We start from the raw sequence: 23,961 nt of genomic DNA on the forward strand, positions 1-23,961 counted from the left end.
AACCTGCCCCTACATTATTAGTCACATCTTGAGAATCCACAGGATCTGCAAACTATACATCCTCCTTCGTGTTCGACAGCCCCGCCGCATTCAGGACATGCACCCATTTGCTCGCTTGGGCATCGTCCTTTACTAATTATTTCGTATGTCAACAGGGATATGGAGTTTTCATCTAAAAGCATATTGCTATCGCTCACCGTAGTGTGTGAGAGACAGCCTATTTTACTGGACGCTTCTTGAATTCCTGCGATCTTTTGTCTGGTCTTTCCCTCTACATATTCTCTGAGAGCTCTGGCAATAGCGTCCGAGCACGACAATACACTGCTACCATTTTGCCAAGCCGGTGAAGGGCAACGGATACCCATTAGCTGCTTAATAATAGATTCAACCTTTACACCAGAACGCAAAGCAAGAGAAATAAGCCTTCCTGTGGCTTCTATCTGAGAATAGGCGCATCCACCAGCTTTGCCCATCTGAGCAAACACTTCACAGATGCCGTATTCGTCTTCATTAATGGTGACGTAGAGTTTGCCACAGCCTGTATTGATTCTAACTGTAACGCCTTGAGTGACCTCTGGTCTGGGACGAGGTTCAACTTGAATAGGTCCACATTGGACTGTGGTTTTAGGGGTTGATTCCTGTTTTTTGCCCGCGGAAAGCACCTGTTGTTCACGGCTACCATCTCTGTAAACTGTAATTCCCTTACAGCCTAGAGAGTAGGCCAGAAGATAGGCTTTTCTCACATCATCCACTGTAGCCGTGTTTCGGAAATTGATGGTTTTCGACACAGCATTGTCTACGTGACGCTGAAAGGCTGCTTGAATACGCACGTGCCATTCGGGTGATATGTCATGAGCTGTTTTGAAGATAAGTCTAGTGTCATCCGGCACTTCTACATCTTCCAGGCGTCCTGTTTCGGCAATTTTTCGCATGAGTTCCTCGGTGTAAAATCCGCGCTCTTTCGCAATTCGTTCGAAGTGTTCATTTACCTCCACAAGCTCCGTCCCGTCCAGAACCCTTCTTACGAAAGCTACGGCAAATATAGGCTCAATGCCGCTGGAGCATCCTGCAATGATTGAAATGGAACCAGTTGGGGCTATGGTGGTAGTAGTAGCGTTTCTCATGTAAGGCGTCTCAGGGTTATCCCATATGGAGCCTTTATAGCTCGGGAAATTACCTCGCTCCTTTGCTAGCTCTGCAGAAGCCTTCTTGGACTCCGTCTGAATAAAACTCATCACTTCTTCAGCGAGCTTTTCGGCTTCAGGAGAATCGTAGGGTATTTCCAGCTGAATAAGAAGATCAGCCCAGCCCATTACCCCCAGTCCAATTTTTCGATTCATAAGAGTCATGCGTTCGATTTCGGGTAGAGGGTATTTGTTGACGTCGATGACGTTATCCAGGAAATGAACCGCATCCCAGACTACGTTACGTAACCTATCATAATCAACAACCATTTTGTCGCCTTTACGCTTGCACATTTTGGCGAGATTTATGGACCCAAGATTGCAGGACTCGTATGGAAAAAGCGGCTGTTCGCCGCATGGATTTGTTGACTCAATTTGTCCTAGATGTGGAGTGGGATTTGACTTATTTACGCGATCTATGAACACAACACCGGGTTCTCCATTTCGCCAGGCAGCTTCCACAATACGGTCGAAAATTTCTCTTGCTTTTAATTCTTTTACCCTTTCCCCAGTTCTAGGGTTTACTAGGCTGTAAAAGCCGTCTGATTCCAATGCCGCCATGAATTCATCGGTTATAGCAACTGATATGTTGAAATTGGTAAAACGGCTGTTGTCTTCCTTGCAGGTGATAAATTCTTCAATATCTGGATGATCCACCCGAAGGATGCCCATATTGGCACCTCGGCGACGTCCTCCCTGTTTGATAACTTCTGTAGCAGTGTCGAAAACCATCATGAAGGAAACAGGACCTGAAGCGACTCCGGACGTTGAACCAACAATATCTCCTTTGGGACGAAGACGAGAGAAGCTAAAACCGGTTCCACCACCAGATTTGTGGATTAATGCGGCACATTTTACGGCATCAAAAATGCCCTCCATAGAATCTTCTACAGGCAGAACAAAGCATGCTGAAAGCTGCCCAAGGCTTCGCCCAGCATTCATAAGAGTTGGAGAATTGGGAAGAAAGTAGCCTTTTGTCATTAAAGCATAAAATTTAGCTTCGGTTTTAGCAATTTCGGTTTTGGACTTTCCATAAATGGCGTCAGCTTTTGCAATGGAGCGGGCTACACGCCAGAAAAGTTCTTCGGGCGTTTCGATGATTTCACCCTGTTCGTTTTTGGCTAGATAGCGTTTTTTGAGCACGACAAGAGCGTTAGAGGATAGACTTACAGATGTCGGCATTGGTTCAAGATAAGATGGCAGAAGCGATTTATTGTGCGTCATCGTGTTTGTGGACAAGCTATCTTTTGCCGTCGTTACTGCCACGTTGCCCTCCCTTATGGTGAGTAACAGTGGGCTTTAATATCCCCGTCTCTTACCCCCAATTAGCTTATAGTTCCTTTTCAATTACTTTTACCAAAGCTAATCCAAAGCGGCTATTCGCTCGTCTTTTTAAACTACCTAAATGCTAGAATAACCACCACCTCTATGGAATTTGAGTACTTGGAAGCTCTTCCCGGATGTTCAGGAGGCTACTACCCTAGACTCAGCTTTCCGATATTTAAATCAGGGAATCCGACTCCGTCAAAAACGATTTTAGTGATTTTTATACTTAATATTTTCATTTCAAATCATCTAGGAACTCCAGAAAGTTAGAAAGATAAAAGAAGTAACTTTTTATGTCGCCACAGCTTTTTAGAAGTGAAAAATTATCATGTAAATGAGGGCTTAGCGGATTTTTGAAAGGTAAAATAGGATTAAGTTACGAGTAAATCTCTTTCAAAGGCGTTTTTTCTTAGAAAAACAAATTATCGGTAGATTCAGATTTGAAACCTGCCCCTATCGAGAGTTGAGCCCCTAAATCCCCCGTCGGCTGGGGGATTTCTTCCCCCTCCCCGTTGACGGGGAGGGCTGGGGTGGGGCTCACTCTATAGGCTCTAGACTTCTTTTTTCTTGGATGCTTTCATCTCAAGACCTAATCCTCCAAACAAGAAGTAAATAGCATACCCCCACCACATTGTGTAAATTACGTAGAAGATAAGAGCAAATGTAGCAATACCAGCCTTTTCTTTTATGCTCTTTGCGGTGATGCCGTAGAAGTTATATCCTACTTCAACAGCTTTTGTTATGACATCGTTCATTACTTTTGCCTGGGCGAATTGCTTTTGTTCCATAAGAGCTTTTTGAGCTCCTTTTAGGAAATTCCACCAGGCAAACATGGCTTCTTTTTCTGGAATTCCATATAGAGATCTTATCGAATCGCTTTTGTTGTTATACATTATCTCAGAGTCATCTATGGCATATTGAAGTAAAAGTCCGACATCGCCGGAAACCTTTATTTGATCCTTGGATCTGGTGACGATGAAATTCCGGGCAACGAGTATTTTTTCAACGTTTTGAGCAAGTTGTTCGGAAGGAAGCTTCACATTGAGGGACATTTCCTGACCTTTTAAGGTTTTTGCTTTTTCCGCTATTTCCTTCATGTAATATGCCGATCCTTTAGCTATGGAATTGAAAAGATCGTCAGCGGCCTGAAGCCCGTTCTTTCCTCCGAATACAGGACTGAATATTACCCATAGCACCACGAAGAATCCTAGGGTCAAAATTACCCCTATAACAAAGTCTTTTGTATGGCGAATCATGGTTTATACCTCCTCTCGTAGTGAAGGAATGTTGGTGAAGAACTTGCTCATTACCCAAAGGGTGAAAAATCCGATAATTATGAAGAAAATCCAGGTTCCCAGTGTATCGATGACAGCCAGCGTGGACTTGGGAATAGAGACTATTTTGAGGCTGGTGAGTTTTCCAGGCAATGAGAAACCTCGGTTTAGAAAACCTGCCAGGATAGAAACTGCATAAAAGCCACGGATGTAAATTCCTTTGACCACCTTGGTTGTAAGAGCGCCTATTTGTATCCCGATAAGAGATCCAAGGAGCATACCCATAGCGAGAGTATAGAAGACGAATCCGTAAATAGCGTATTGAGTGATGGAAGCATATCCTGCAGTGAAGATAATCTGAAGAATGTCAGTTCCAACTGTTGTGAATGATGATACTCCAAGGACGTATACGAAAATTGGGAAAGTAAGAAAGCCCCCGCCTACACCCATGATAGCCGCGGCAAGCCCTACTACAAGACCGGCTATGGCTACATAAAGAGCCGGAATGGTTTTACCACCGGGCACTAAATCTTCATCGAACCGAATAAGAGGGGGGATTTTTGATGCCTGGAGTTTAGCTGGAAGACCTACTTTCCCGGATGTTGCAACGGCTCCTTTGGGACTTTCTCCATGGACGGCTCCAACTTCATCAGGAGCTTTTCTTAGCTTTAGGAAGTCTATTAGGCTATAGATTCCAAGGAAGCCAAGGAGAACTGTATATACCAAACTGATGAATGCATCACTCAGCACTGGGTTTATGTTGTAAAGTGTGCGGTTTAACAACCCGCCTCCCGTAGCTCCAATGATTGACCCTACGAGGAAAGCTATGGCGAGGCCTACCGAAACATTTCCCAATTTTTTATGAACAGCAGTTCCCATTATAGCTTTAGCAAAGATGTGGAATAGGTCTGTTCCAACCGCGAGGATACCTTTTACACCAACAGTCATAAGGGCCGGGGCTATGATAAAACCGCCACCAGCGCCTATGCATCCGGTGATAAGACCAGCGCAAAGTCCTACAATCATTGAAACTATGAACACCTTAGTGCTGTAGAAAGCAGGTCCATAGGCTTCCTTGCCGCCAATGATGGATGGCAAAGCATCTGCTGCAACGGCTATAGAAAAAAGGATTGCGGGAAGCATTAAGAGAAATAGGATGAAAAGCCGTTTTTTGCTGCTTAGGATGGTTCTTGCCGTATCAATCTCCCATTTAGCGTGTGCTTTTGATGCTTCTGATAAAAACATCATTACTGTTCGAAATCTTTTCATGTTACCATACCTCCTTTATTGTGTGATTGATAGCTCTTTCACAATAAACGGCTTTATAAAACCTAGCCGTGTATTTGCCATTGAGGTAGGGCCACAGGCAGTGCTGTGTCCCTACCGGGGGGTGATGGGCTAGCATGGACAGGGAGGATCCGCATAAAGAAACACCACGTGGGTTAGGAAGCGAAGAAGATAAGATCAGATCGCTAGGCGTTCTTAGGAAGACGATATCTACATTTCCACAAGGGTAAGGGTTGATCTTCACAGTCTGTTACTCCTAATTCTCAAGCTTTTCTTTAAGCTTTTTCCGCTTGTATGCGTCCTCGATTTTGTAGACCAGATCATCAATATCCATTGGTTTCATAAGATAGTCGAAGGCTCCAATATCCATGCCTCTTACAGCAACTTCCACATTGGCGTGCCCTGTGAGCATAATAACTTCGATCAATGGGTGATTTGATTTAATGGCGTTGAGAGTTTGAATACCATCCATGCCGGGCATACGGACATCAAGCACCACTACATCAACGGGATGGTCCTTGATGTATGCGAGGGCATCTTCTCCACTCGGAACGGCATCTACAATAAAATTTCGTTTTCTAAGTCGCTTGATCAGGGTTCTCAAAAATTCTTCTTCATCGTCCACAAGAAGCACTCTGCATTTGTTTTCTTCCATATTACCTTGACTCCTTTTGTAGTAATTCCAGGGTGATTGTATGGTTTTTCTAGCTTCATTTAGAAAGTTCACGGTTTATTACCTGTCTCGCCTGCAAGTTGGGTTTGATCGCTTTGGCGTTCCGATAGGGCTATTATCTTTTTCACAACTCTTTTTAGTTCTTCCACGTTTTCTTTTGCCACAATCACTACAGGTTGACGCTCCTTATTTAAGTTTACGCTAAAGTGGTCATCCATCCATGAACCGGGAAGACACGAATGAATCACGACGGGAACTTTGATTTCGTCTATCCAGGAAGGAAGTTGGGAAGGACTTGTTTCAAAGGAATCGGTATCAAGAATGATGAGATCGTAATTAGAGTCGATCTTGAGATGTTCTCTTAGCTCAGAATAATTTCTAAAAAGCACCACTTCGTATCCCTCCCTCAAAAGTTCTCTCTGCAGTAGGGCTCTAATGTTGCGGTTTCTATCCAGCACGAGAAGCCTTTTTCCCACCCTGGGTCTCCTTCTGTAATCTACTGTCCATGCCACCCAATGATTAAGCAATGAATATGCCATGCTAGAAGAATAATAACTTGGGATGGGTTATGCATTGTGACAGGATGAGTATAACAAGGTGGTATCTCTAATTAACAAGGTGCGCCGTGGTCTCTGACATAGGACGGATGAAAAAGATTTTTTCAAACTGTAAAAATACCGGACACCATTTAGTTCCTGCCTGTTTTCTTGCCGGCCCCATAGAATATTTTCCTGATATTTCCCTGGTATGGATATTGTGTTATAATTTAAAACCTGAAAAGACTAAAGGGGTAGAAGATGTTTAAAAAGGGAGAATTAGTTGTGTATCCGGCTCACGGAATTGGCCGGATTGAGGACGTTCAGACTAAGTCAGTTGATGGAGAAGAACGGCTTTTTCTGGTGGTTCGCATTTTGGAAAACGATATGAAAATCCTCCTTCCTGTTACCAACTCCAACCATGTAGGGATTAGGCCTTTAGTGGATCAAGGAGAGATTCCTCAAATCTTTGAAGTGCTAAAAAAGCGGGAAATTTCGGTTGTGTCTTCCAGTTGGAATAAGCGCTATCGAGAGTATAGAGAAAAGATCAAATCTGGATCTATTTATGAATTGGCGGAAGTCTTCAGGAATCTTTACTTAACTCAAACTGTCAAAAACCTTTCTTTCGGAGAGAAGAAGATGCTTGATATGGCTAAGTCTCTAATAGTGAAAGAAATTTCTTTAGTAACAGGAAATTCTGAGGACACTGTTGAAGAGATGATCTATCAGCTATTAGATGCGGGAAAGTAAGGGCAATTGATATAAAGCTCTTGCTGTTTATTAAGATTTTACTGCCGTTGATGGCATGTCTGTCATCTTCAATTAAATAGGAGGAAGGATGAATATTGCGTGGATCTGGACAGTTCTTAAGCTATTTATAATTGTTGTTTGTGGAGTGGGTGGGTATTTTATTACAGCACAAATTGATTACTTTGCATCATATTCATGGGCACCTTTTGCAGGGGCTTTTATTGCTGGACTTATAGCTTCAATCGTTATAGCTCTTGAAAATGTCATCAGGAGGCTTCCTCTAAAGAGGATTCTTGGTGGAACTTTAGGACTTATCCTTGGACTTTTTATCGCTAGGCTTATAGGCGGAAGTTTTACTAGTCTTCAGAATCCAACGGTTCAGGTGAGTATTTATGTTATTCTCTGCTGCCTTTTTGGTTACATAGGAACAGTCTTGGGAAGTATCAAATTTGCCGAGGTCGCTCCTAACCTGCCATGGTTTGGTAAGGGGGGCGTCGTTAAAAGCGGCAGTAGTATTCCTAAAGTTCTGGATACTAGCGTGATTATTGATGGTCGGATTTTAGATGTGGTAGATGGAGGATTTTTAGAAGGACCTCTTGTGGTGCCGGATTTTGTCCTTCAGGAACTTCAGCACATCGCCGACAGCCAGGATCAACTCAGGAGAGCAAAGGGACGACGTGGATTGGATATTCTTAAACGCCTTCAGGAAAACAAGCAAATTGAAGTGCGCATTGATCGCCACTCTATAAAGGAAGGCGGTGATGTAGATACCAAGCTTGTTAACCTTGCTCTCAAGCTTCAGGCTAAGATACTCACAAATGACGCAAACTTGGCAAAAGTTGCAGAAGTCAACGGTATCCAGGTTTTGAACATGCATAGACTTGCTCACGCTATGAAACCCACCGTTTTGCCGGGGGAAGTGTTGAAGCTTCAGATTCTTAGAGAAGGCAAGGAACACGGTCAGGGTATAGCTTATCTTGAGGACGGCACCATGGTGGTGGTTGAAAATGCAAGCAAATACCTGGGGCAGGAAGTGGAAGTTTCCGTAACGAGTGTGCTTCAGACTCCTGTAGGTCGCATGATCTTTACGGCTCTTAAGACTTCAGATGACGGACGTCAGCGCTAAAGACGACACAATTACTCGAGTTTTCGTTATTGACCAGTCTAGAACTGGACAACGGCTGGATGTGTTTTTGTCTAGTGAACTGGTGGAATGCTCAAGAAGCAGAGTTCAGAAACTAATCCAGGCTGGTTATGTTAAGGTAAACGATCGCATTCAAAAACCAGGTTATATCTTGCGGATAAACGATGTGGTTCGCTGTGAACTTGCTCAATTGTCCCCTTCCACCGATGCGGTGATTGAACCAGTTGCTATACCACTGGACATTATTTACGAAGATAGGTGGATTGTTGTGGTTAACAAGCCCCCGGGACTTGTTGTCCATCCGGGTGCAGGCCAAGCTGATTACACTCTTGTTCATGGACTTCTTTATCATTGTGAATCACTAGCTTCCGTCGGCGCTCCCCTTCGCCCCGGTATTGTTCATCGACTTGATCAAGGAACATCAGGAGTTATGGTGGTGGCAAAAACGGATGAAGCCTACTTTAAGCTGATCGACCAATTTAAAAATCGCACGGTTGAGAAAAAGTATCTAGCTTTTGTCTGGGGGGTTCCTAAAACAGAATTGTCGCCCATTGTAACCCTTATAGATCGCCATCCTGTTAACAGAAAGAAGATGGCTGTTTCGAAAACTAAGGGACGTGAGGCTATTACTTATTGGAAGATCTTAGAAAGTTGGGGGGTTTTTTCTCTGGTGGAAGCAAAACCAGTTACAGGAAGAACTCATCAAATAAGAGTTCATTTTAGTTATATTCATCACCCTGTTGTTGGAGATGAACTTTACAGTAATCATAAAAGCCTTTGTAAGAATTTAAAGGACGAGAAGTTACGAAGACTTGTGATGAATATTGATCATCAAATGCTACACGCCGCTTCCATTGCTTTTAATCATCCCATATCAGGAGAACGCCTTTCTTTTTCAGCATTACCACCTGAAGATATGGTTTCCGTCGTTACAACTCTATCTTCATCACATTCATCTCGCTATGGTCTCTTTGAAGCTATGTTTGTAGCGAATTGAGCAAGATTAAGCTTGGGTCCAATAGCGATAAGAATATCGCCCTGGTTGAGTATTTCCGATGGAGCCGGGTTGTAAATCATTGATCCATCCAGCTTTTTTATTGCCACGATAATCAAATTGTAGGAACTTCTTATGTTGGATTCAATGAGGTTCTTTCCAATGATGGAAGATCCCTCGGTGAGCTTTATTTCTTCCATACCTAGTTCCATGCCTTCGCCAGAGAGGGCTAATTCCAGAAAATCAGTTACGGTTGGACGGATTATATTGTGTGCGATTCGGATAGCCCCACTTGCGTAGGGAGATACTACCCGATCTGCTCCGGCTTTCTTAAGTCGTTTTTCTACTCCAGATGTTCCAGCTCTAGCACATATAAGAAGATCTTTATTAAGATCCCTTGCTGTAAGAACAATGAAGACATTGTCAGTATCTTTGCTAACTAAAGCCACAAGTCCCTTTGCTCGATTAATCCCGGCTTCAATAAGAATTTCTTCTTCCGTAGCATCGCCGAGGAGATAGGGAATTCCTGTCTCTTCAAGTTTTATGGCTTCTTCCTCGGATTTTTCTATAACAACGACCGGAAAGTCATGTTTTATGAGTTCAGCTACAACAATCTTTCCCATCTGTCCATAACCGCAGATTATGTAGTGATTGCGAATTTGAGCGAGTCTTCTCTTCATTCTACGCCTCCGATACATTTGAAGGAATTGTCCATCAGCAATATAGTTTCCAAGGGCAGCTAATTGTGAGGCTACAAAAGCTATTCCAACAAGGATTAGGAAGATTGTAAAGATCCTGCCTTTTTCGCTGAGAGGTCTTACTTCACCAAAACCAATAGTTGTAAGAGTGATGAGAGTCATGTAGAGACCTTCAAGAAAGGAATATTGTTCTATGAACATGTAGCCGAGAGTTCCGAAAAGAACTATCGATGCGGAAACTGCTGAAACGAAGATAATCCGATTACTCACAATGCTTCTACTCATGTGCTCCTATAAAGGATCTAGCTTTGAGACCAGCTTCATACATGTCAACCACTATTGGATACCATTTATTAGAAACTGGATCTATTCTGGCATCAACGAGGTAAGTTCTGTCAGGTTTTGTTTCAATTTCTATGGTTGCGGTGTCGTGAGAAGTAATATTTCCTGCATGTCCTATACTTCTTAAGAGGCTTAATTCTAAGCGGTGCTTTCCAGGCATGACCTCAATTTCCTGAAGAATAGGTCCTCCTCTAACGTAACTTGGGACCTCCCGTCCATCTACAGCCATAATATGAACTCCCGTTGTATCCGATGGTGGGTTATGCCACGGATAATCAAAGGGTTTAATATTGGTTAAAATTGATACGTAAGCTTTAGGGTATGGTCCTCCATAGAAGGTTTTCCCGTGAAAATAGCAAGAAGACAAGGAGAAAAGCCCCATACATATCATTACAAGCCCCAGAACTTTTATTCTCCTTTTCATGGACTTTTTCCTCCATCGCCTAATGTTTACAATCCATAGGGACATAACAGAATTATATATCCCCACACGCCAAGATTTTTTTCAATATATAACGAAAATCGTTTGGTAGGGAAGATTTAAAAAAACGCCGGGATGTTCCATCAATTGTAAATCTTAAAGAAAGCGCATGAAGCATGAGTCTTGGGTGATTGAAGTAGTTCAACGCACCTACCTCCGATTCCATTTGGGTTGCCTTTATTTTGCCGTAAAGGGGATCACCTATTATGGGATGTCCAATGTGGTAGAGGTGGACTCTTATTTGGTGGCTTCGCCCAGTTTTGGGTGATACTGAAAGTAGAGTGCAAAAATTATATCTCTTGAGAACCCGAAAATATGTCAGACTTTCCTTCCCTTTTTTGTAGTCAACCCCGACTCTACCAGAGCCAAATCTCCTTAGCGGGGCTCGGATGAAACCTTCCTTCTCCGATACGCAGCCGTAAACTAAAGCCACATAGGTCTTTTCAACCATTCTGGACTCAAAGAGTCTGTTAAGAAACTTATGTGTTTCCGGATTTTTTGCAAAAATAATTACGCCACTGACGTCTTTGTCGAGCCTGTGGACTACATAAAGTTTTCTGTTCATCTCCCGAGACAGTATTGATAGAAGATCGTTCCCTGTTGGTTGTCTCTCCGGTATTGATGCTATACCGCAGGGTTTTGAAACCACAATTAGATCGTTGTCTTCATGAACGATTGCCAACCCCGAACGAAAATCTTCGATAAACTTCTTCATAACGTCCATCTTGAGTAACTCCCGTGATTGATTTTCATTGAAGTTTTTCGGCTTAGTAAGTTATAGCACAACTGAGCATTTGGCAAAGCTAACACAAAATATTGTGGAGTTTTCGTGATGGTTGTTCCGTTAGATAGGCTCAATACTCTGGATTACATATTCCTTACCGTGCTGGTACTTTGCGTTGTTAGAGGACTATGGCGAGGTGGGATTGTTATTTTATTTAATGTTCTGGGTTTTTTTGGTGGTTTTTTTGTTGCGATCCATTTTTATCCTCAGTTGTCATTGCTCGTTAAATCATTTGTGCCTTCACTGTCCAAACCAGAGCTTGTGGCTTTTATTGTTCTTTTTCTTCTATCCTGGTTTGTAATTGGAGGTGTTGGACATTGGCTGAGCAAATTATTTGCCGCTGTTAAGCTTAAGTTTTTCGATCGCCTCCTCGGCGGTTTCATTGGACTAGTTCTTGCCGTTGCCGTTCAAGGTATGATTTTTTCCGGTTTGACCCTGTTCCTTCAACCAACTAACCCTATTCTGAGAGAGTCCCTACTGGCTCCATATGTAAGCAAATCATCGGCCACTTTGTATGCTTTTTTGTCAAAGCACCTTGGCGATGAGCTTTCTAAGCGCCGTAATGCTCTCAAAAAATACTGGGAGGAACAATCCAAAGGCGGAACCAACTGAGGAGAGAAGCTTATGGGGACTAAAGCTGAAATCATTGAAAATCTATGGGCTATTATTGATAAGCTTCGAGGAGAAAACGGATGTCCCTGGGATCGCAAGCAGACCCCCGAATCCGTAAAGACCTATATTGTGGAAGAAGCTCATGAAGCCTATGCTGCTATTCGTTCAGGATCTACTGAGGAAGTGATGGAAGAACTTGGAGATCTTCTATTTATGGTGCTTTTTATGGTCCACCTTTATGAAGAATCTGGAATTTTTAGACTTGAGGATGTTGGTGCTCGGGTTGAAGAGAAAATGATCCGTCGTCATCCTCATGTTTTCGGGGATCTTCGTGTAAATTCTGCCGAAGATGTTAAGGATAACTGGGAGAAGATAAAACGGGAAGAAAAGCGGGGAAATGAAACAAAAATCCCGAAAACGCTTCCGGCTCTTGTGAGAGCTTACCGCATGCTGTCTAGAAAAGCGATTCATCCTGAAGTCGCTGAACTAGAATATGAAGTGAGCGATTCCGTTGGGAAAAAATTAGAGAAAATATTTCATGCTCCAAAGGAAGATTTTCCTCAGTGTTTTGCTGATCTTGTGATTGATCTCTGTCAGTTGGCTCGCTTGAGAGGCTTTCGCCCTGAAGATTTGTTGCAAAAACGTCTAGATGAGAGAGAAAATAGCCCGTGATATACACCGAGTAGGATGTTAAAAAATTCAGGGACATGTTATTACGCAATGGCTTTTTAATATATCTTCAACATGAAGCCAGGGATGAAAAAACATAGAAATTCTTAGGGGCGATGATCTTTCGCCCCTAGACAAAGTATTTTACACATCAACAGTTATCGTGGCTTCCCAATGATTTCCCTTTTTTTCTAACGAGAAGTCGTGAAAGGTTATACCTTTTACATCTGCCAGAAGATCGTCTTTATGAATCTCTATAGGTTCCCCTATCAATATGGCTTGGAGATTCCACAAACCTTTATCGTCTTTTATGGGTTTTATGGAGATACTTTTAACTTTCAGAAAAAGTTGTTGGGCGTCCTTAAGATATATGATTTCTTGAAGAAACTGGTGTAGCAAGAAATCCAGCGTTTCGGCCTGGAGATTAATTGTTTTTTCGTCAGCGGGGCAAATATTTTCCGGCTTAGAAACCATAATAGCAAGTAAAGCATCGGCGCAGGATGCAAACAGTTCTTCCAAAGTTTTTCCCCATGCTTTGAAAGCAACATCTGCCGTAGCTCTATCTTCTAAGTATGCATACGGCATAGGCTAAAACCCCCATTGACTGACATTAAAAGCCGTGGCTTCATCTATCTAAGGAAAGCTCCAATGATGCCATTAGCAAGAAGCTGTTTGCATGCGTCTTCTGAGCGAACTTCTTCGATTTTTCCTCCCGACGCAAGTACTTTTTCTGACGCAAACCAAATGAGATCATCAACCGCTTCAAGAGATTGCGAACAATAAGGGCATTTACCACCTTCGGGGGGATGATCGAGGAGCACCTCGCATTTAGGACAGAAATAACCTTTAAGTTGTGTTCCTGTTGGATACACCAGAAGATATGCTCGCCCCTGATTTATTACATCCAGAGTCGGGTTTACGCCAATCGCAGCTTTATCCGAAGAAGGGCTGATCTTGTTTGCTGTAGTAATAAGGTCTGTTACGATCCTTAGCTCGGTTGCTCGCTCCCTTTCTTCTACTACGGGCAGGACCACCTCCAGCACTTCTTCTGACTTTGCTTTAGTAGACATTCTTAATCTTGCCACTACCTTTTCCTGAAGAGCCTTGGGAAGCAGACGAAAAAGCTCCGATGTGATTTCGCTTGGTCCCATCAGAATAATATATTGAGCTTTGGAATCTTCTATCAAATCATAAATGCGATTGCTTGTATCCTTCAGGAACCAGTTCGTCCATGTTTCTGCGCGACGTTGAAAGATTGTTTGAGATCTCATATGATCTGTTCCCACAGTTTTTCGATACTTTACAGGCGCAAGGCTTACCGTATCCTGTATTTCTTCTATCTGCCCAAAAGAAAAAAGAAAGAGACGTGCCTTCTCGCTGTCCAAGAGACATATGATATAGCGTTCGTATTCATCAATAGTTTCCAGAACAGGTCTTATGTAGGGCGCTTCTTCATAAAACACTAGATTAGGTAAGCGAAGAGGGATTTCCTCTTTATAAGTGAATTTTTCTGATATATCGCAAAAAGCTATAAAAGTTTTTCCTGCTGGTATAAGAGTTTCTACCTCTTTTAGAATCCACTGGCTGTCATCTTTAAAGTGAGCTTTTAAGTTTCCATCGTTACCTATTTCTTTTTCGATTCTGGTTAACATCTGATCCAATACTGTTTTGTAACCCCCTTTAGCGTTAGCTGGAAGGGAAGGGTCAATGTTGAGATAAACGCTAAGAACAGGAGATCCTTCTTTTGGAGCCCTTTCTTTGAGCCATTTCAGAGTTTCCTGCCGGAATATGTTCATATCATCCTCCTTAAACCTTCAGAAGCTTCACTTACGTAATATTGTTACTCTTAGATTAACATGGGGGAATTCATCCCCCTAGTATTTATGCAACACAAACGCTCAATTAACTCTTTCCCCCAGGAATACAGCGATTTATCTTTGTGCCTAAATAGTTCTCCTCCCAAGGGACTTCTTAACGGTCGGACACTTAGAAATTTATCCCATTTAGAAAAGTTTTGCATCACTTTTTTCCGATTTCAATAATTTCACCGGTTTCAGGAAGAAATGCCTGTATCAACGACTTTCTTTCAAGAAGCATTTGCCTGATCTGGGTTTCGTAATTCCTTCTCACGTCTCGCTGAACATGAACACAGGCAACAGAATGAGCTCTGGCTCTTTCAGCCATGTCTAATACGCCCCTAACTGTGCCATGGCCTGGAACAGAAGGTTCAATGTGGAATGCCTCATGAATAATAAGAAGGGTTTCCTTAGCTATTTCTTCAGTTTCTTTAGTTGGCTTTCCATCTCCGCTATAAAAAACTTTTCCTTCGGGTGTTTCAATGGCGACGGAAAGGTTTTTTTGGCTGTGTTCAGTTGGAGCGCTTATCCAGTTTAGATTAAAAAAGTGATACGCTTCGCCTTCTTTTATTTCTTCGAAAAAGAGTTCAAAGGCAAACCGACTTCTAAAACCGGGATAGGCAAGATCGAGAGCTTTATCAATGACAGACTCGATGCCTTTCTGGCCAATTATGGTCAAGGGTTTTTGTCTTTTCATTTCCCAAAGGCGCAGTAAAAGAAGAGGCGTTCCAAAAAAGTGATCGCCGTGAAAGTGTGAAATCCATACGGCGTCGAGCTTTTCCGGATCGGAGATATATTTCCAGAACTGAAACGGCACAGAAAATCCACAATCCATAAGCACCGTAATAGTTTCACTCTTGGCGTTTTTAATTTCTAACAGGATTGATGTGTTAGGATGTTTTTCGTCACAGGCTTCTCCTACGCCTAAAAAGGTTATTTTCATATGTTTCCTCCACTCTTGATGTAATTAGAGACGATAAAAATTTTTAGAATTGTAACCCTTTTCTTGACCTTGCGACAAAAAATTTCGTAAAAGGAATATCTGAAAGTTACAATCAACGGGGGTGTTATAAAAAGGAGGAAAGGGTGGGAGATTGGAAACTCCTAGAACATACTGTGGGGCGCGAAATAAAATATGAAGGTATTGGTTTACATACCGGGAAAATAACCCGGGTTGTTATTAAGCCGGCACCACCCTCAACGGGGATTATATTTATAAGATCCAGAAAATTTCTTTCAGAATCGGTAAAAGCTTCTTATGAAAATATTTCTCGATCTATCATGGCGACCACTATAGGATTTAACGGAACAGGGGTATCAACAGTTGAGCATCTTCTGGCTGCTTTTTTAGGCTGCGGCGTAGATAATGCCTTTGTAGAAGTTGATGGTCCCGAAATACCCATCGCTGACGGTAGCGCTTTGACTTATGCTAGACTGATTCTAGAAGCTGGTGTGGTGCCTCAAAACGTTCCACGCCGATTTTATGCTATTACTTCATCCGTAGAATTAAAAGAGGGTGATGCCTATTTGATGGTTTTACCTTCTGAATCTTTCTCTCTAACCGTTGACTATTCTATTGAGTTTCCTCACCCTTTGATTAGCAAACAGTCTATAAGGTGGACCTTTGATTCTAGACGATTTTTGAGAGAGATTGCTCCAGCAAGAACTTTCGGTTTTCTTGAGGATGTGACAAAGCTTAGATCTCAAGGACTTGCATTAGGTGGGTCTTTGGAAAATGCTCTGGTCTTCGATAAGCATTTACTTCTGAATCCAGAAGGTTTTCGATTTGCTGATGAATGTGTTCGACATAAGGTTCTGGATCTTCTAGGTGATATTATGCTTGTTGGAAAACCTATTATTGGACATTTTGTTATCCACAAGGCCGGACATGGTTTGCATCATAAATTACTTAAGGAAATTATGCCGTTTTTAGAGGAAGTCCCCCAGGAGAAAATCGAATGTCTAGTATCAAGCTTTTTACCTCCCCCACCTGAAGAGTTGTTCAAATTGTATAATGCTCATACCGAGGTAAGGATACAAGCTACTTAAAACTACCCTAGAGAAGTTTAGATCATTGTAATTAAAACGCTGGTGTCGTTAATCCTAGATACATTTAACTAAGACCGTGGTCTTAGAACCTTTATGGGTTCTTCCACACCAATGGTTTTTGCGAAGTTTTTTAGTTTTTCTATGAGAGGTGCCGATACTTCGTGCCCTTGGCGAATAAGGAGTCTTCCGTCGACGGTAAAGAGATCCTCGGAAATAATCATGCCTTCTTTGAGTTCTTCTATTTTTACCAGAGCCGGTTCGTATTCGGATTGAATATGGACGATTTTTCTTAGAACAGGAAGAATCTTGGGATCATAGACTCCTGAGCGTTTGGACATTATTTCGTATGCTTCGTAAGGTTTGTGATTGCGGTAAAGAAATAAATCAAAATCAAGGGCTATCTTAAGGATTCTGGATTCTATAGGGATTTCTTCTTCCTTCACAGAATCGATAGGAAGTCCAGTTCCATCGTAATGTTTTTCTTGGTAAGTTATAATTTCTGCAATTTCTTCAAGTCGTGGAATATATCTTATTAGATCTGCGGCAATAGATGGATGCATTTCCATAAGTTGTTTTTCTTCACCCTGGAGTTTTTCTCCTCGATACATTTTTATAAAGGCTTCTTCTGGAACTATAAAGCATCCAAGTTGAGAAAGCCTGGCAGCAGTTTCCAGCTTCCACATTGGTTGATATTGAAGTTCTCTACCAATCCAGAGTGCATAGCGGGTCACTCGCGACGCTCGCCCAAAAGCTTCAGGATTGGAAAGCGATAATACTTCCATTAAGGTCTTTACACAACCTTTCAGGGTATTTTCTAATAGTTCTTTTTCTGCTTTGATGAGTTTATACTGTTCGACACCTGCAGCTACAGCCTGTAAAAGAGTATCAGAACTGCAAGGTTTAGTTAGAAATCTAAAGACATTTCCAGAGTTAATCGCTTCAATGGCTGTCTGGATATCGGCGTAGCCGGTAAGCATAATTCTGACAGTGTCTGGAGATAATTCCTTTACCCTGGTGAGAAATTGAATTCCATCCATAACGGGCATTCGCAGATCAGAAATCACTAATGCATAAGGACCGTTCTTTTTAATCTTTTCGATTCCTTCTTTCCCGCTTTCCGCTGTATCGATCTTGATATTCTGAATTTTATAAAAGGCTCTTTTCATTGCTAAAAGCACACTTGGTTCATCATCAACGAATAACACTTTGAATATCTTTTGCACCATAGGACTTTTCCCACCTCATCCTATAATATCATGGCTTTTTTCTATTTCACCGAGAGGCAATAGGACAAAGAAAGTTGTTCCTTTACCTTCTTTAGTTTCAAAATAAATATGTCCATTATGCTTTTTCATTATAACTGCCTGGGCTATGGCGAGCCCCTGTCCTGTGCCTTTACCAACTGGTTTTGTTGTGAAAAAGGGTTCGAAAACTTTATGGCGTATTTCCTTAGGAATCCCTGTGCCCGTATCGGTCACACTTACCACGCACCATGGATCTTTTCGCTTTGTCCGAATAGTTATTGAGCCTTTATTTTCAGGCCGATCGCCAATGGCTTCTTTTATTGCCTGAGCAGCATTAACAATTAAGTTTAGAAATACCTGTGAAAGTTCGCCTGGGTAGCAGAGTATAGGGGGAATGCTTGGGTCAAAATCGAACTCCACATTAGCTACATATTTCCATTCGTTTCTTGATATAGTCACTACGCTTTCGAGAAGCTTATGAATGTCTGTGACTATTTTGGTCTGGGATCCCGGATGAGAAAACTCTCGGATAGAGTCTATAATTTTAATCACTCTTTGAAGACAATCAAGACTCTGGCTTAGAGCCTGAGGAATTTCTTCCATTAAGAAAGGCAAGTCAAGGTTGTTCATGATTTTTCCAATTTTTTCCAGCCAAAACAATGGACCATCATCACTGCATTGAGCCTTTATCGAATTCACTAAATTTTTGCAACATTCGACCAACTCCATTATTTGATGGATTTCTTCTCGAATAAAATTCAAGTTAGAGAGCACGCATTGACAGGGAGTGTTAATTTCATGAGCTATTCCGGCAGCAAGAGTTCCTATAGCCTCAAGTTTCTGAGAATGAACCAGCATCATTTCAAGGTTTTTTTGGTTCGTGACATCAAATCCCGTTATAAAAAAACAAAGCCTATTATCAGGTGTGAAGAAAGGCTTAATGGAAAAATTTAAGATTCGTGTTTCTTCTTCTGAGTAGAGTCTTATTTCATCAATCTGAACAGGTCTTTTGGTTTCCAAGCATTGTTCGTAAGCTGGTATGAGTCTGCTCGTAAAGTCTCCAGGGAAGGAGAGTTCTTTAAGTGGACGGCCAAGAATATCAGATGCTGATGTCATAAATATCTTTTCTGCAACACGATTCCACCTGTAAACTATCCCTTGTTCATTGACTCCTATGACCACAACGGAAACCGAATCAATGACGAAAGAAAGTTCTCTGGTAAGCGTTTTCAGATTTTCTTCAATTTTTTTGATGTTTGTTATGTCGGTAAACAGACAAATGACTTTTTCAATGTTTCCTTTAGAATCCAGCACAGGCACATTTGTGACATGAAAATATCCTCCCAGAGCAGGAACTTCAACATCCCTTTCAAAAGTAACTTTAGATTTAGATAGCATCGGTAAATCATTGAAAAGGGATCCTCCTAGAATATCTTTACAACGCTTTTTTACAATATCTCTAGGGTGTAGCCCTAGCCGATCCGCAAAGGCTTTGTTTACTCGGCTGTATATGCAGGAGTGCTCACTTGGTTCGGCAATTACAATCGGGTTCGGAACGCTATCGAAAGTGAGTTGCCATTCCTGTTTTCCCTTTTCTAATGTTAATTCAAGTTGTTTTTCTTTGGTTATATCAAAAATAATTCCGTCTATCCATAGAAGTTCGCCATTAGAATCGTAAATTAGCGAACCACGGTCGCTTATCCATCTAATTTCGCCGCTAGCTGTAACAATGCGATATGTTCGGAGGCATTGAAGTTTTTTATGCTTAATGGCTTCCCTAGTTATCGTTATGATTTTTTCTAAATCTTCAGCAAAAACTATATCTTTCCAATTTTTCCTTCCGGTTGAAAACTCCTGTGGATCATAGCCCGTGATTTGTTTAATTCTTTGTCCCCAGAAAATAAATGACCAATCCAGAAACCCCCTGTAAAAAACCAAATCTAGGGAAGGGAGAATATTTTTGAGAATATCAGTTAATTCAATTTTTTCTCCTTCTATTAGATATAGATTCCGCATTGGCCTGCCTTTCCACGGTAGTAGATAAGATGCTTTTATAATTAAGCAAAAGTTTAAACTGGTTTCACTACCCAGTTCTAGATTTTACGGATACGAATAGGGCGCTTTTCAAGAGAACCTTTAAGTTTTCCGGTCAGAAAAGCTTTAAGGCTTGACTTCGCCAATTTAGCGTCTTCCTCGGAGCAATAATAAGCTTTGAGTCCTTCGATCTGTGGATAAACTCTATGAACGGGTTCCCACACATTTGGAGCAATCTTGGCTTCAAGGACGTAAAGACTTTCAATTTTTTCAACCGCTAATAAGCAGAATCTATTCCCAAGGCTTTCTTCCAGACGCTTTATCGCTTCAATTTCTTCTGGTTTGAGATTTGCGATTCTGGAAGTGTGACTCACCGTTTGTTCTCCTCTTTATCTAAGGGCCTCCTTCCCAGCATAGCCTGGGTTATTGTCATTTTGTCAATATATTTTATATCGCCCCCCATGGGAATGCCAAGCCCAATCCTAGTAACCTTTACAGTGTCTTTTTTAATAAGCCTAAGAATGTAATGAGCCGTTGCTTCGCCCTGAGCTGACGGATTTGTAGCTATAATGACCTCTTTGATCGGTTCTGTCTGTATGCGATCTACTAGTTCCTTTAGACGAATTTCATCTGGTCCGATGTTGTCAAGCGGATTTAGAACACCATGAAGGACATGGTAAAGTCCTTTGAAAGCGCCAGTTTGCTCTATAGCTATCAAGTCAGAGATAGTTTCAACAACGCAGATTTCTTCTTTATTTCTGGATGGATCAGAACAAATGGTGCATAGATCTCCTTCAGCAATATGAAAGCACTTTTTGCAAAGAGCTAGTTCGCGCTTCATCCTGAGGATAGCTTCGGCAAGATCTTCTGCTTCTCTGTCTGGAGCATTGATTAAATATAAAGCAAGCCGTGCGGCGCTCTTTTCACCAAACCCCGGGAGTCGCTTTATCCTGTCAATGACGTCCAGAACTACCGCAGGATAAGCTTTCATGACGAAACCCTCGCTTAAAATTTAGAATAACCCTGGGAGCTTGAGACCAGATATGTTTAGTCCGCCAGCCAGTTTTGAAAGTTCCTCCGCCATGATTTCCTGAGCTCGCCTTAAAGCCTCATTCACAGCGGCAATTATTAGATCCTCTAGCATAGAAACGTCTTCAGGATTTACAACCTGGGGATCAATTTTGAGGTCTATTACTTCCAATTTGCCATTTACTACAACTGTTACCATCCCACCGCCAGCCGATCCTTCCACGGTTCGCTGTTCCAATTCTTCCTGCACTTTCGCCATTTTTTCCTGAAGAGTTTTGATGGGCCCCATTATATCCAGTCCTTTAATCATAGTTCCACCTCACCTTATCCGTCAGAATCAGCTTCTCCTTCCAAGACATCTTGAGAATAAGCATTCATGCGCACATCTACAATAGATCCGTTGAACAGCTCAAGAATTTCTCTAACCATTGAGTGATTCTTAAGCTCCCTTTCCATGCGCTTAATTTCCAGGTTATTTTGAATTTGCTTTGCATTCTGAGCAAGTTCATCGTCGCCTTTTATAGTTAAAACAAGCTCAGGTATTCCGAAAAATTCATGCAAAGCCCCTTTTAAACGATCAAAAGATGATTCTGTTTTTAAGATGTCGCTATAAACGGGTATTACCGAAATTACCAATTCGCTAGAGTTTTGCCCTTTTTCTGCAATGCTGTTCGCAAGCTGCACTTTTAAAATCTGATCGTGTAATGTAAGCCAGTTTAAAAATTGTTCCCATTCAGCCACGATATCGTCTAGAGAACGTCTGACGAGGGGCTTTTCGCTTGGCTGATGTTCTACCAGAGTTGTTTTTTGAAGTGCATCCTTGCGGTGATCAAGGGCTTCTAACGGTGGTTGGTAAACTTTACCTTCCATCAGCCCTTTGACTGATTTTATTATGTCAGGCATGTGAAGAACGTTTGGAACGCTAGCCATTTTGAGTATCGTCATCTCCAGCACAAAATGAGGTTGAGAAGATCGACGTGCTAATTCAATTCCGCGAATCAATATTTGATAGTATGTATCCACAATCTCGGCAGAGACTTTTTCTGCAAGGCTAGAGAGGATTTCAAGCTCATGATCTGATATAGTAAAGCGTCGTGTAAGAGAGGAAGGATTATCAGACATGGTTTTAACGATAAGAAGTCGATGCACCAGGTCAAGAAGGCGATTAAGAAATTTAACTTCGTCACAGCCGCTTTCGTAAATTTCTTGAACCAGTTGAAGGCAGGCTTTTCTATCACCGTTTACGACAGCCTTCAGAACGTTAATAAGACTTGTTCGGTCAACAATTCCAAGAAGTTTTAGAAGTTCTTCATCATCAAGCCCTTCCCCATGAAAGGCGATTACTTGCTCGAGAAGCGTCTCAGCATCCCGGAGACTTCCGTCAGCTTCAACGGCTATTGCTTCTATAATCGATGAAGCAACAGGAATCTCTTCGGCTTTAGCTATGCGCTCCAGATGAAGGCTTATGTCTTTAGTCGGTATTCGCCGAAAATCGAAGCGCTGGCATCGACTGAGCACAGTTTGAGGCACTCTATGGACTTCCGTTGTGGCAAAAATAAAACGCACGTGAGGGGGAGGTTCTTCAAGGGTTTTCAAAAGAGCATTGAAGGCTTCCACGGTCAGCATATGAACTTCATCAATTATGTAGATTTTGAACCTGCCCTTGATAGGCTTATATCCTATGGATTCTTGAAGGGAACGGATGTTGTCTATGCCTCTATGTGAGGCTCCATCTATTTCCACCACATCCGCAGATTTCCCGGAAGCCATTTCTATACATTGAGAGCAAACGCCGCAGGGGGTAGGGGTGGGACCTTTTTCGCAATTTAGTGCTTTGGAAAAAATTCGAGCAACCGATGTTTTTCCTACACCTCTTGGTCCGCTAAAGAGATAAGCATGAGCGACACGGTTAAGACGAATAGCGTTCTGAAGAACTTTAGTAACATGGTTTTGCCCAACAACTTCTTCGAAATTCTGAGGACGCCATTTCCGTGCGAGAACAAGGTATGACATGATTGAGTCCTAAAGTGGGATGGCGGAGAGAGTGGGATTCGAACCCACGGTCCCGTTTTTGGCGGGACACACGATTTCCAGTCGTGCCCCTTCGGCCTCTCGGGCATCTCTCCGCAAAGTGCATATTTCTATAAAAGAATTGGCTTAAAAAGGCAACCTTTTTGTTAAATTAGGTGGCGGAGAGGGTGGGATTCGAACCCACGTGCCCGGCTCTTCACCGGACAAGTCGATTTCGAGTCGACCCCGTTACGGCCACTTCGGTACCTCTCCAAAACCAACCATCTATTTTTATACAGCAAGGTTTACCGAGAATCAACCGTTGAAAAAGGATGTTTCAAAATCGGCTTTAGGTGTGTTCAGATAACGAAAATCGGTTCATAGGCTACAGAAACCATTGGATCTCATCAGACTCTTTTTCTAATTTGGGCTTTTTGTAGAATCTTTCCTTCTCGCTGTAGATACACCCACAATACTGTTGCCGATAAATTCCCAGCCTTATCGCTTCTTCCTGCCCTGTCTTCCATCCCTTTCGGAAGTCTTCATAGTAAAAAGCTATGGAAAACCGCCTGGAAACACTCTCAGCAATCTCCTTTATGAGTTCATGTCTCTGCCTTTTGCTGTATAAAAGAGTCGTGGTGAAAGCATCAAAACCGCTTTTCCTGGCTGCTCTGGCTGTGGCTTCCAGTCTTATTGTGTAACAGTAGATACAGCGATTTTCTTCGCGAAAGACGACATTTCTTAAAAATTCCTCGAGAGGATAATCATGCCTTACAATCAGATGAAAAGGCTTATCTTCGCTTTCTACTCTGGCTACTTCCTGAAGAGCTTCAAGTCTTTTCCGCCATTCCTGATAAGGATGAATGTTCGGATTGTAGTAAAAACCGAACACTTCAAAACCCTTTTCCCGAAGACTTCTCAGAGGAAAAATCGTGCAGGGACCACAACAGGTGTGGAGAAGAATGCGCATTGAGAATACTCCTGC

The 23,961-nt window shown here is 42.1% G+C and carries 24 protein-coding genes and 2 tRNA genes; 6 read left to right on the plus strand and 20 right to left on the minus strand.

Annotated features, from left to right (window positions below; genetic code table 11):
• Positions 1 to 17 precede the first annotated feature (17 nt).
• From WHS38_01085 to WHS38_01105, 5 genes are all read right to left on the minus strand, one after another.
• Entirely contained in the window at positions 18 to 2,450 is a 2,433-nt protein-coding gene (locus WHS38_01085; protein MEJ5299564.1) for a vitamin B12-dependent ribonucleotide reductase, read from the minus strand.
• Positions 2,451 to 3,061: 611 nt separating this feature from the next.
• Positions 3,062 to 3,766, minus strand: a complete 705-nt coding sequence (locus tag WHS38_01090; protein MEJ5299565.1) for a hypothetical protein — start codon at positions 3,764 to 3,766, stop codon at positions 3,062 to 3,064.
• A gap of 3 nt (positions 3,767 to 3,769) precedes the next feature.
• Positions 3,770 to 5,053: a sulfite exporter TauE/SafE family protein gene (locus tag WHS38_01095; protein ID MEJ5299566.1), complete on the minus strand. Its 1,284-nt coding sequence runs from the start codon at positions 5,051 to 5,053 to the stop codon at positions 3,770 to 3,772.
• 274 nt (positions 5,054 to 5,327) lie between these two features.
• The gene (locus WHS38_01100) at positions 5,328 to 5,726 is read right to left on the minus strand and encodes a response regulator (protein ID MEJ5299567.1); all 399 of its coding nucleotides are present in this window, start codon (positions 5,724 to 5,726) and stop codon (positions 5,328 to 5,330) included.
• Between the two features lie 68 nt (positions 5,727 to 5,794).
• On the minus strand, positions 5,795 to 6,220 hold the full coding sequence (locus WHS38_01105; GenBank protein MEJ5299568.1) for a hypothetical protein: 426 nt from the start codon (positions 6,218 to 6,220) through the stop codon (positions 5,795 to 5,797).
• 321 nt (positions 6,221 to 6,541) lie between these two features.
• Between WHS38_01105 and WHS38_01110 the strand changes: the two genes are divergently transcribed.
• The 3 genes from WHS38_01110 (at position 6,542) to WHS38_01120 (ending at position 9,171) form a co-directional block, all read left to right on the plus strand.
• Entirely contained in the window at positions 6,542 to 7,030 is a 489-nt protein-coding gene (locus tag WHS38_01110; protein ID MEJ5299569.1) for a CarD family transcriptional regulator, read from the plus strand.
• 88 nt (positions 7,031 to 7,118) lie between these two features.
• Entirely contained in the window at positions 7,119 to 8,156 is a 1,038-nt protein-coding gene (locus tag WHS38_01115) for a PIN domain-containing protein (protein ID MEJ5299570.1), read from the plus strand.
• Entirely contained in the window at positions 8,137 to 9,171 is a 1,035-nt protein-coding gene (locus tag WHS38_01120) for an RluA family pseudouridine synthase (GenBank protein ID MEJ5299571.1), read from the plus strand. The genes WHS38_01115 and WHS38_01120 overlap by 20 nt, the downstream gene beginning before the upstream one ends.
• Here the strand turns inward: WHS38_01120 and WHS38_01125 are convergent.
• From WHS38_01125 to WHS38_01135, 3 genes are read right to left on the minus strand one after another with little or no spacing between them, the layout of a single operon-like run.
• Complete coding sequence (locus WHS38_01125) at positions 9,135 to 10,151, minus strand: potassium channel protein (GenBank protein MEJ5299572.1); 1,017 nt, start codon at positions 10,149 to 10,151, stop codon at positions 9,135 to 9,137. The genes WHS38_01120 and WHS38_01125 overlap by 37 nt on opposite strands.
• On the minus strand, positions 10,144 to 10,632 hold the full coding sequence (locus WHS38_01130) for a hypothetical protein (protein ID MEJ5299573.1): 489 nt from the start codon (positions 10,630 to 10,632) through the stop codon (positions 10,144 to 10,146). Before WHS38_01130 ends, WHS38_01125 begins: the two co-directional genes overlap by 8 nt.
• Before the next feature lie 52 nt (positions 10,633 to 10,684).
• Entirely contained in the window at positions 10,685 to 11,413 is a 729-nt protein-coding gene (locus tag WHS38_01135; GenBank protein ID MEJ5299574.1) for an RNA pseudouridine synthase, read from the minus strand.
• Between the two features lie 108 nt (positions 11,414 to 11,521).
• On the opposite strand from WHS38_01135, the gene WHS38_01140 reads away from it, so the two are divergent.
• A complete protein-coding gene (locus WHS38_01140; protein ID MEJ5299575.1) occupies positions 11,522 to 12,085 on the plus strand; it encodes a CvpA family protein in 564 nt (187 codons plus the stop codon).
• A 12-nt stretch (positions 12,086 to 12,097) separates the two neighbouring features.
• The gene (locus tag WHS38_01145; protein MEJ5299576.1) at positions 12,098 to 12,757 is read left to right on the plus strand and encodes a MazG family protein; all 660 of its coding nucleotides are present in this window, start codon (positions 12,098 to 12,100) and stop codon (positions 12,755 to 12,757) included.
• A gap of 141 nt (positions 12,758 to 12,898) precedes the next feature.
• On the opposite strand, the gene WHS38_01150 is transcribed toward WHS38_01145, so the two are convergent.
• From WHS38_01150 to WHS38_01160, 3 genes are all read right to left on the minus strand, one after another.
• Positions 12,899 to 13,339: an archease gene (locus WHS38_01150; protein MEJ5299577.1), complete on the minus strand. Its 441-nt coding sequence runs from the start codon at positions 13,337 to 13,339 to the stop codon at positions 12,899 to 12,901.
• A 44-nt stretch (positions 13,340 to 13,383) separates the two neighbouring features.
• A complete protein-coding gene (locus WHS38_01155; protein ID MEJ5299578.1) occupies positions 13,384 to 14,550 on the minus strand; it encodes a hypothetical protein in 1,167 nt (388 codons plus the stop codon).
• Positions 14,551 to 14,773: 223 nt separating this feature from the next.
• On the minus strand, positions 14,774 to 15,553 hold the full coding sequence (locus WHS38_01160) for a ribonuclease Z (protein ID MEJ5299579.1): 780 nt from the start codon (positions 15,551 to 15,553) through the stop codon (positions 14,774 to 14,776).
• A 143-nt stretch (positions 15,554 to 15,696) separates the two neighbouring features.
• On the opposite strand from WHS38_01160, the gene lpxC reads away from it, so the two are divergent.
• Positions 15,697 to 16,659 (plus strand): UDP-3-O-acyl-N-acetylglucosamine deacetylase, encoded by a 963-nt coding sequence (gene lpxC / locus WHS38_01165; protein MEJ5299580.1) that lies wholly within the window; start codon positions 15,697 to 15,699, stop codon positions 16,657 to 16,659.
• A 68-nt stretch (positions 16,660 to 16,727) separates the two neighbouring features.
• Here lpxC and WHS38_01170 read toward each other — a convergent pair whose 3' ends face one another.
• The 9 genes from WHS38_01170 to WHS38_01210 all read right to left on the minus strand — a co-directional run bounded on the left by WHS38_01170 (position 16,728) and on the right by WHS38_01210 (position 23,946).
• Entirely contained in the window at positions 16,728 to 17,885 is a 1,158-nt protein-coding gene (locus tag WHS38_01170; protein MEJ5299581.1) for an HD domain-containing phosphohydrolase, read from the minus strand.
• A gap of 15 nt (positions 17,886 to 17,900) precedes the next feature.
• On the minus strand, positions 17,901 to 19,919 hold the full coding sequence (locus WHS38_01175; protein MEJ5299582.1) for a PAS domain-containing protein: 2,019 nt from the start codon (positions 19,917 to 19,919) through the stop codon (positions 17,901 to 17,903).
• A gap of 77 nt (positions 19,920 to 19,996) precedes the next feature.
• Positions 19,997 to 20,311: a hypothetical protein gene (locus tag WHS38_01180; protein MEJ5299583.1), complete on the minus strand. Its 315-nt coding sequence runs from the start codon at positions 20,309 to 20,311 to the stop codon at positions 19,997 to 19,999.
• The gene (recR, locus tag WHS38_01185) at positions 20,308 to 20,928 is read right to left on the minus strand and encodes a recombination mediator RecR (GenBank protein ID MEJ5299584.1); all 621 of its coding nucleotides are present in this window, start codon (positions 20,926 to 20,928) and stop codon (positions 20,308 to 20,310) included. The genes WHS38_01180 and recR overlap by 4 nt, the downstream gene beginning before the upstream one ends.
• Before the next feature lie 21 nt (positions 20,929 to 20,949).
• Entirely contained in the window at positions 20,950 to 21,276 is a 327-nt protein-coding gene (locus WHS38_01190) for a YbaB/EbfC family nucleoid-associated protein (protein MEJ5299585.1), read from the minus strand.
• A gap of 14 nt (positions 21,277 to 21,290) precedes the next feature.
• Positions 21,291 to 22,979: a DNA polymerase III subunit gamma/tau gene (gene dnaX / locus WHS38_01195; GenBank protein MEJ5299586.1), complete on the minus strand. Its 1,689-nt coding sequence runs from the start codon at positions 22,977 to 22,979 to the stop codon at positions 21,291 to 21,293.
• 20 nt (positions 22,980 to 22,999) lie between these two features.
• Positions 23,000 to 23,092 (minus strand) — tRNA-Ser (locus WHS38_01200).
• Between the two features lie 61 nt (positions 23,093 to 23,153).
• A tRNA-Ser gene (locus WHS38_01205) sits at positions 23,154 to 23,249 on the minus strand.
• Positions 23,250 to 23,361: 112 nt separating this feature from the next.
• Positions 23,362 to 23,946 (minus strand): epoxyqueuosine reductase QueH, encoded by a 585-nt coding sequence (locus WHS38_01210; GenBank protein MEJ5299587.1) that lies wholly within the window; start codon positions 23,944 to 23,946, stop codon positions 23,362 to 23,364.
• Between the last annotated feature and the right edge of the window lie 15 nt (positions 23,947 to 23,961).

It is taken from the genome of Thermodesulforhabdaceae bacterium, from assembly GCA_037482015.1.
Lineage (GTDB): Bacteria > Desulfobacterota > Syntrophobacteria > Syntrophobacterales > Thermodesulforhabdaceae > JAOACS01.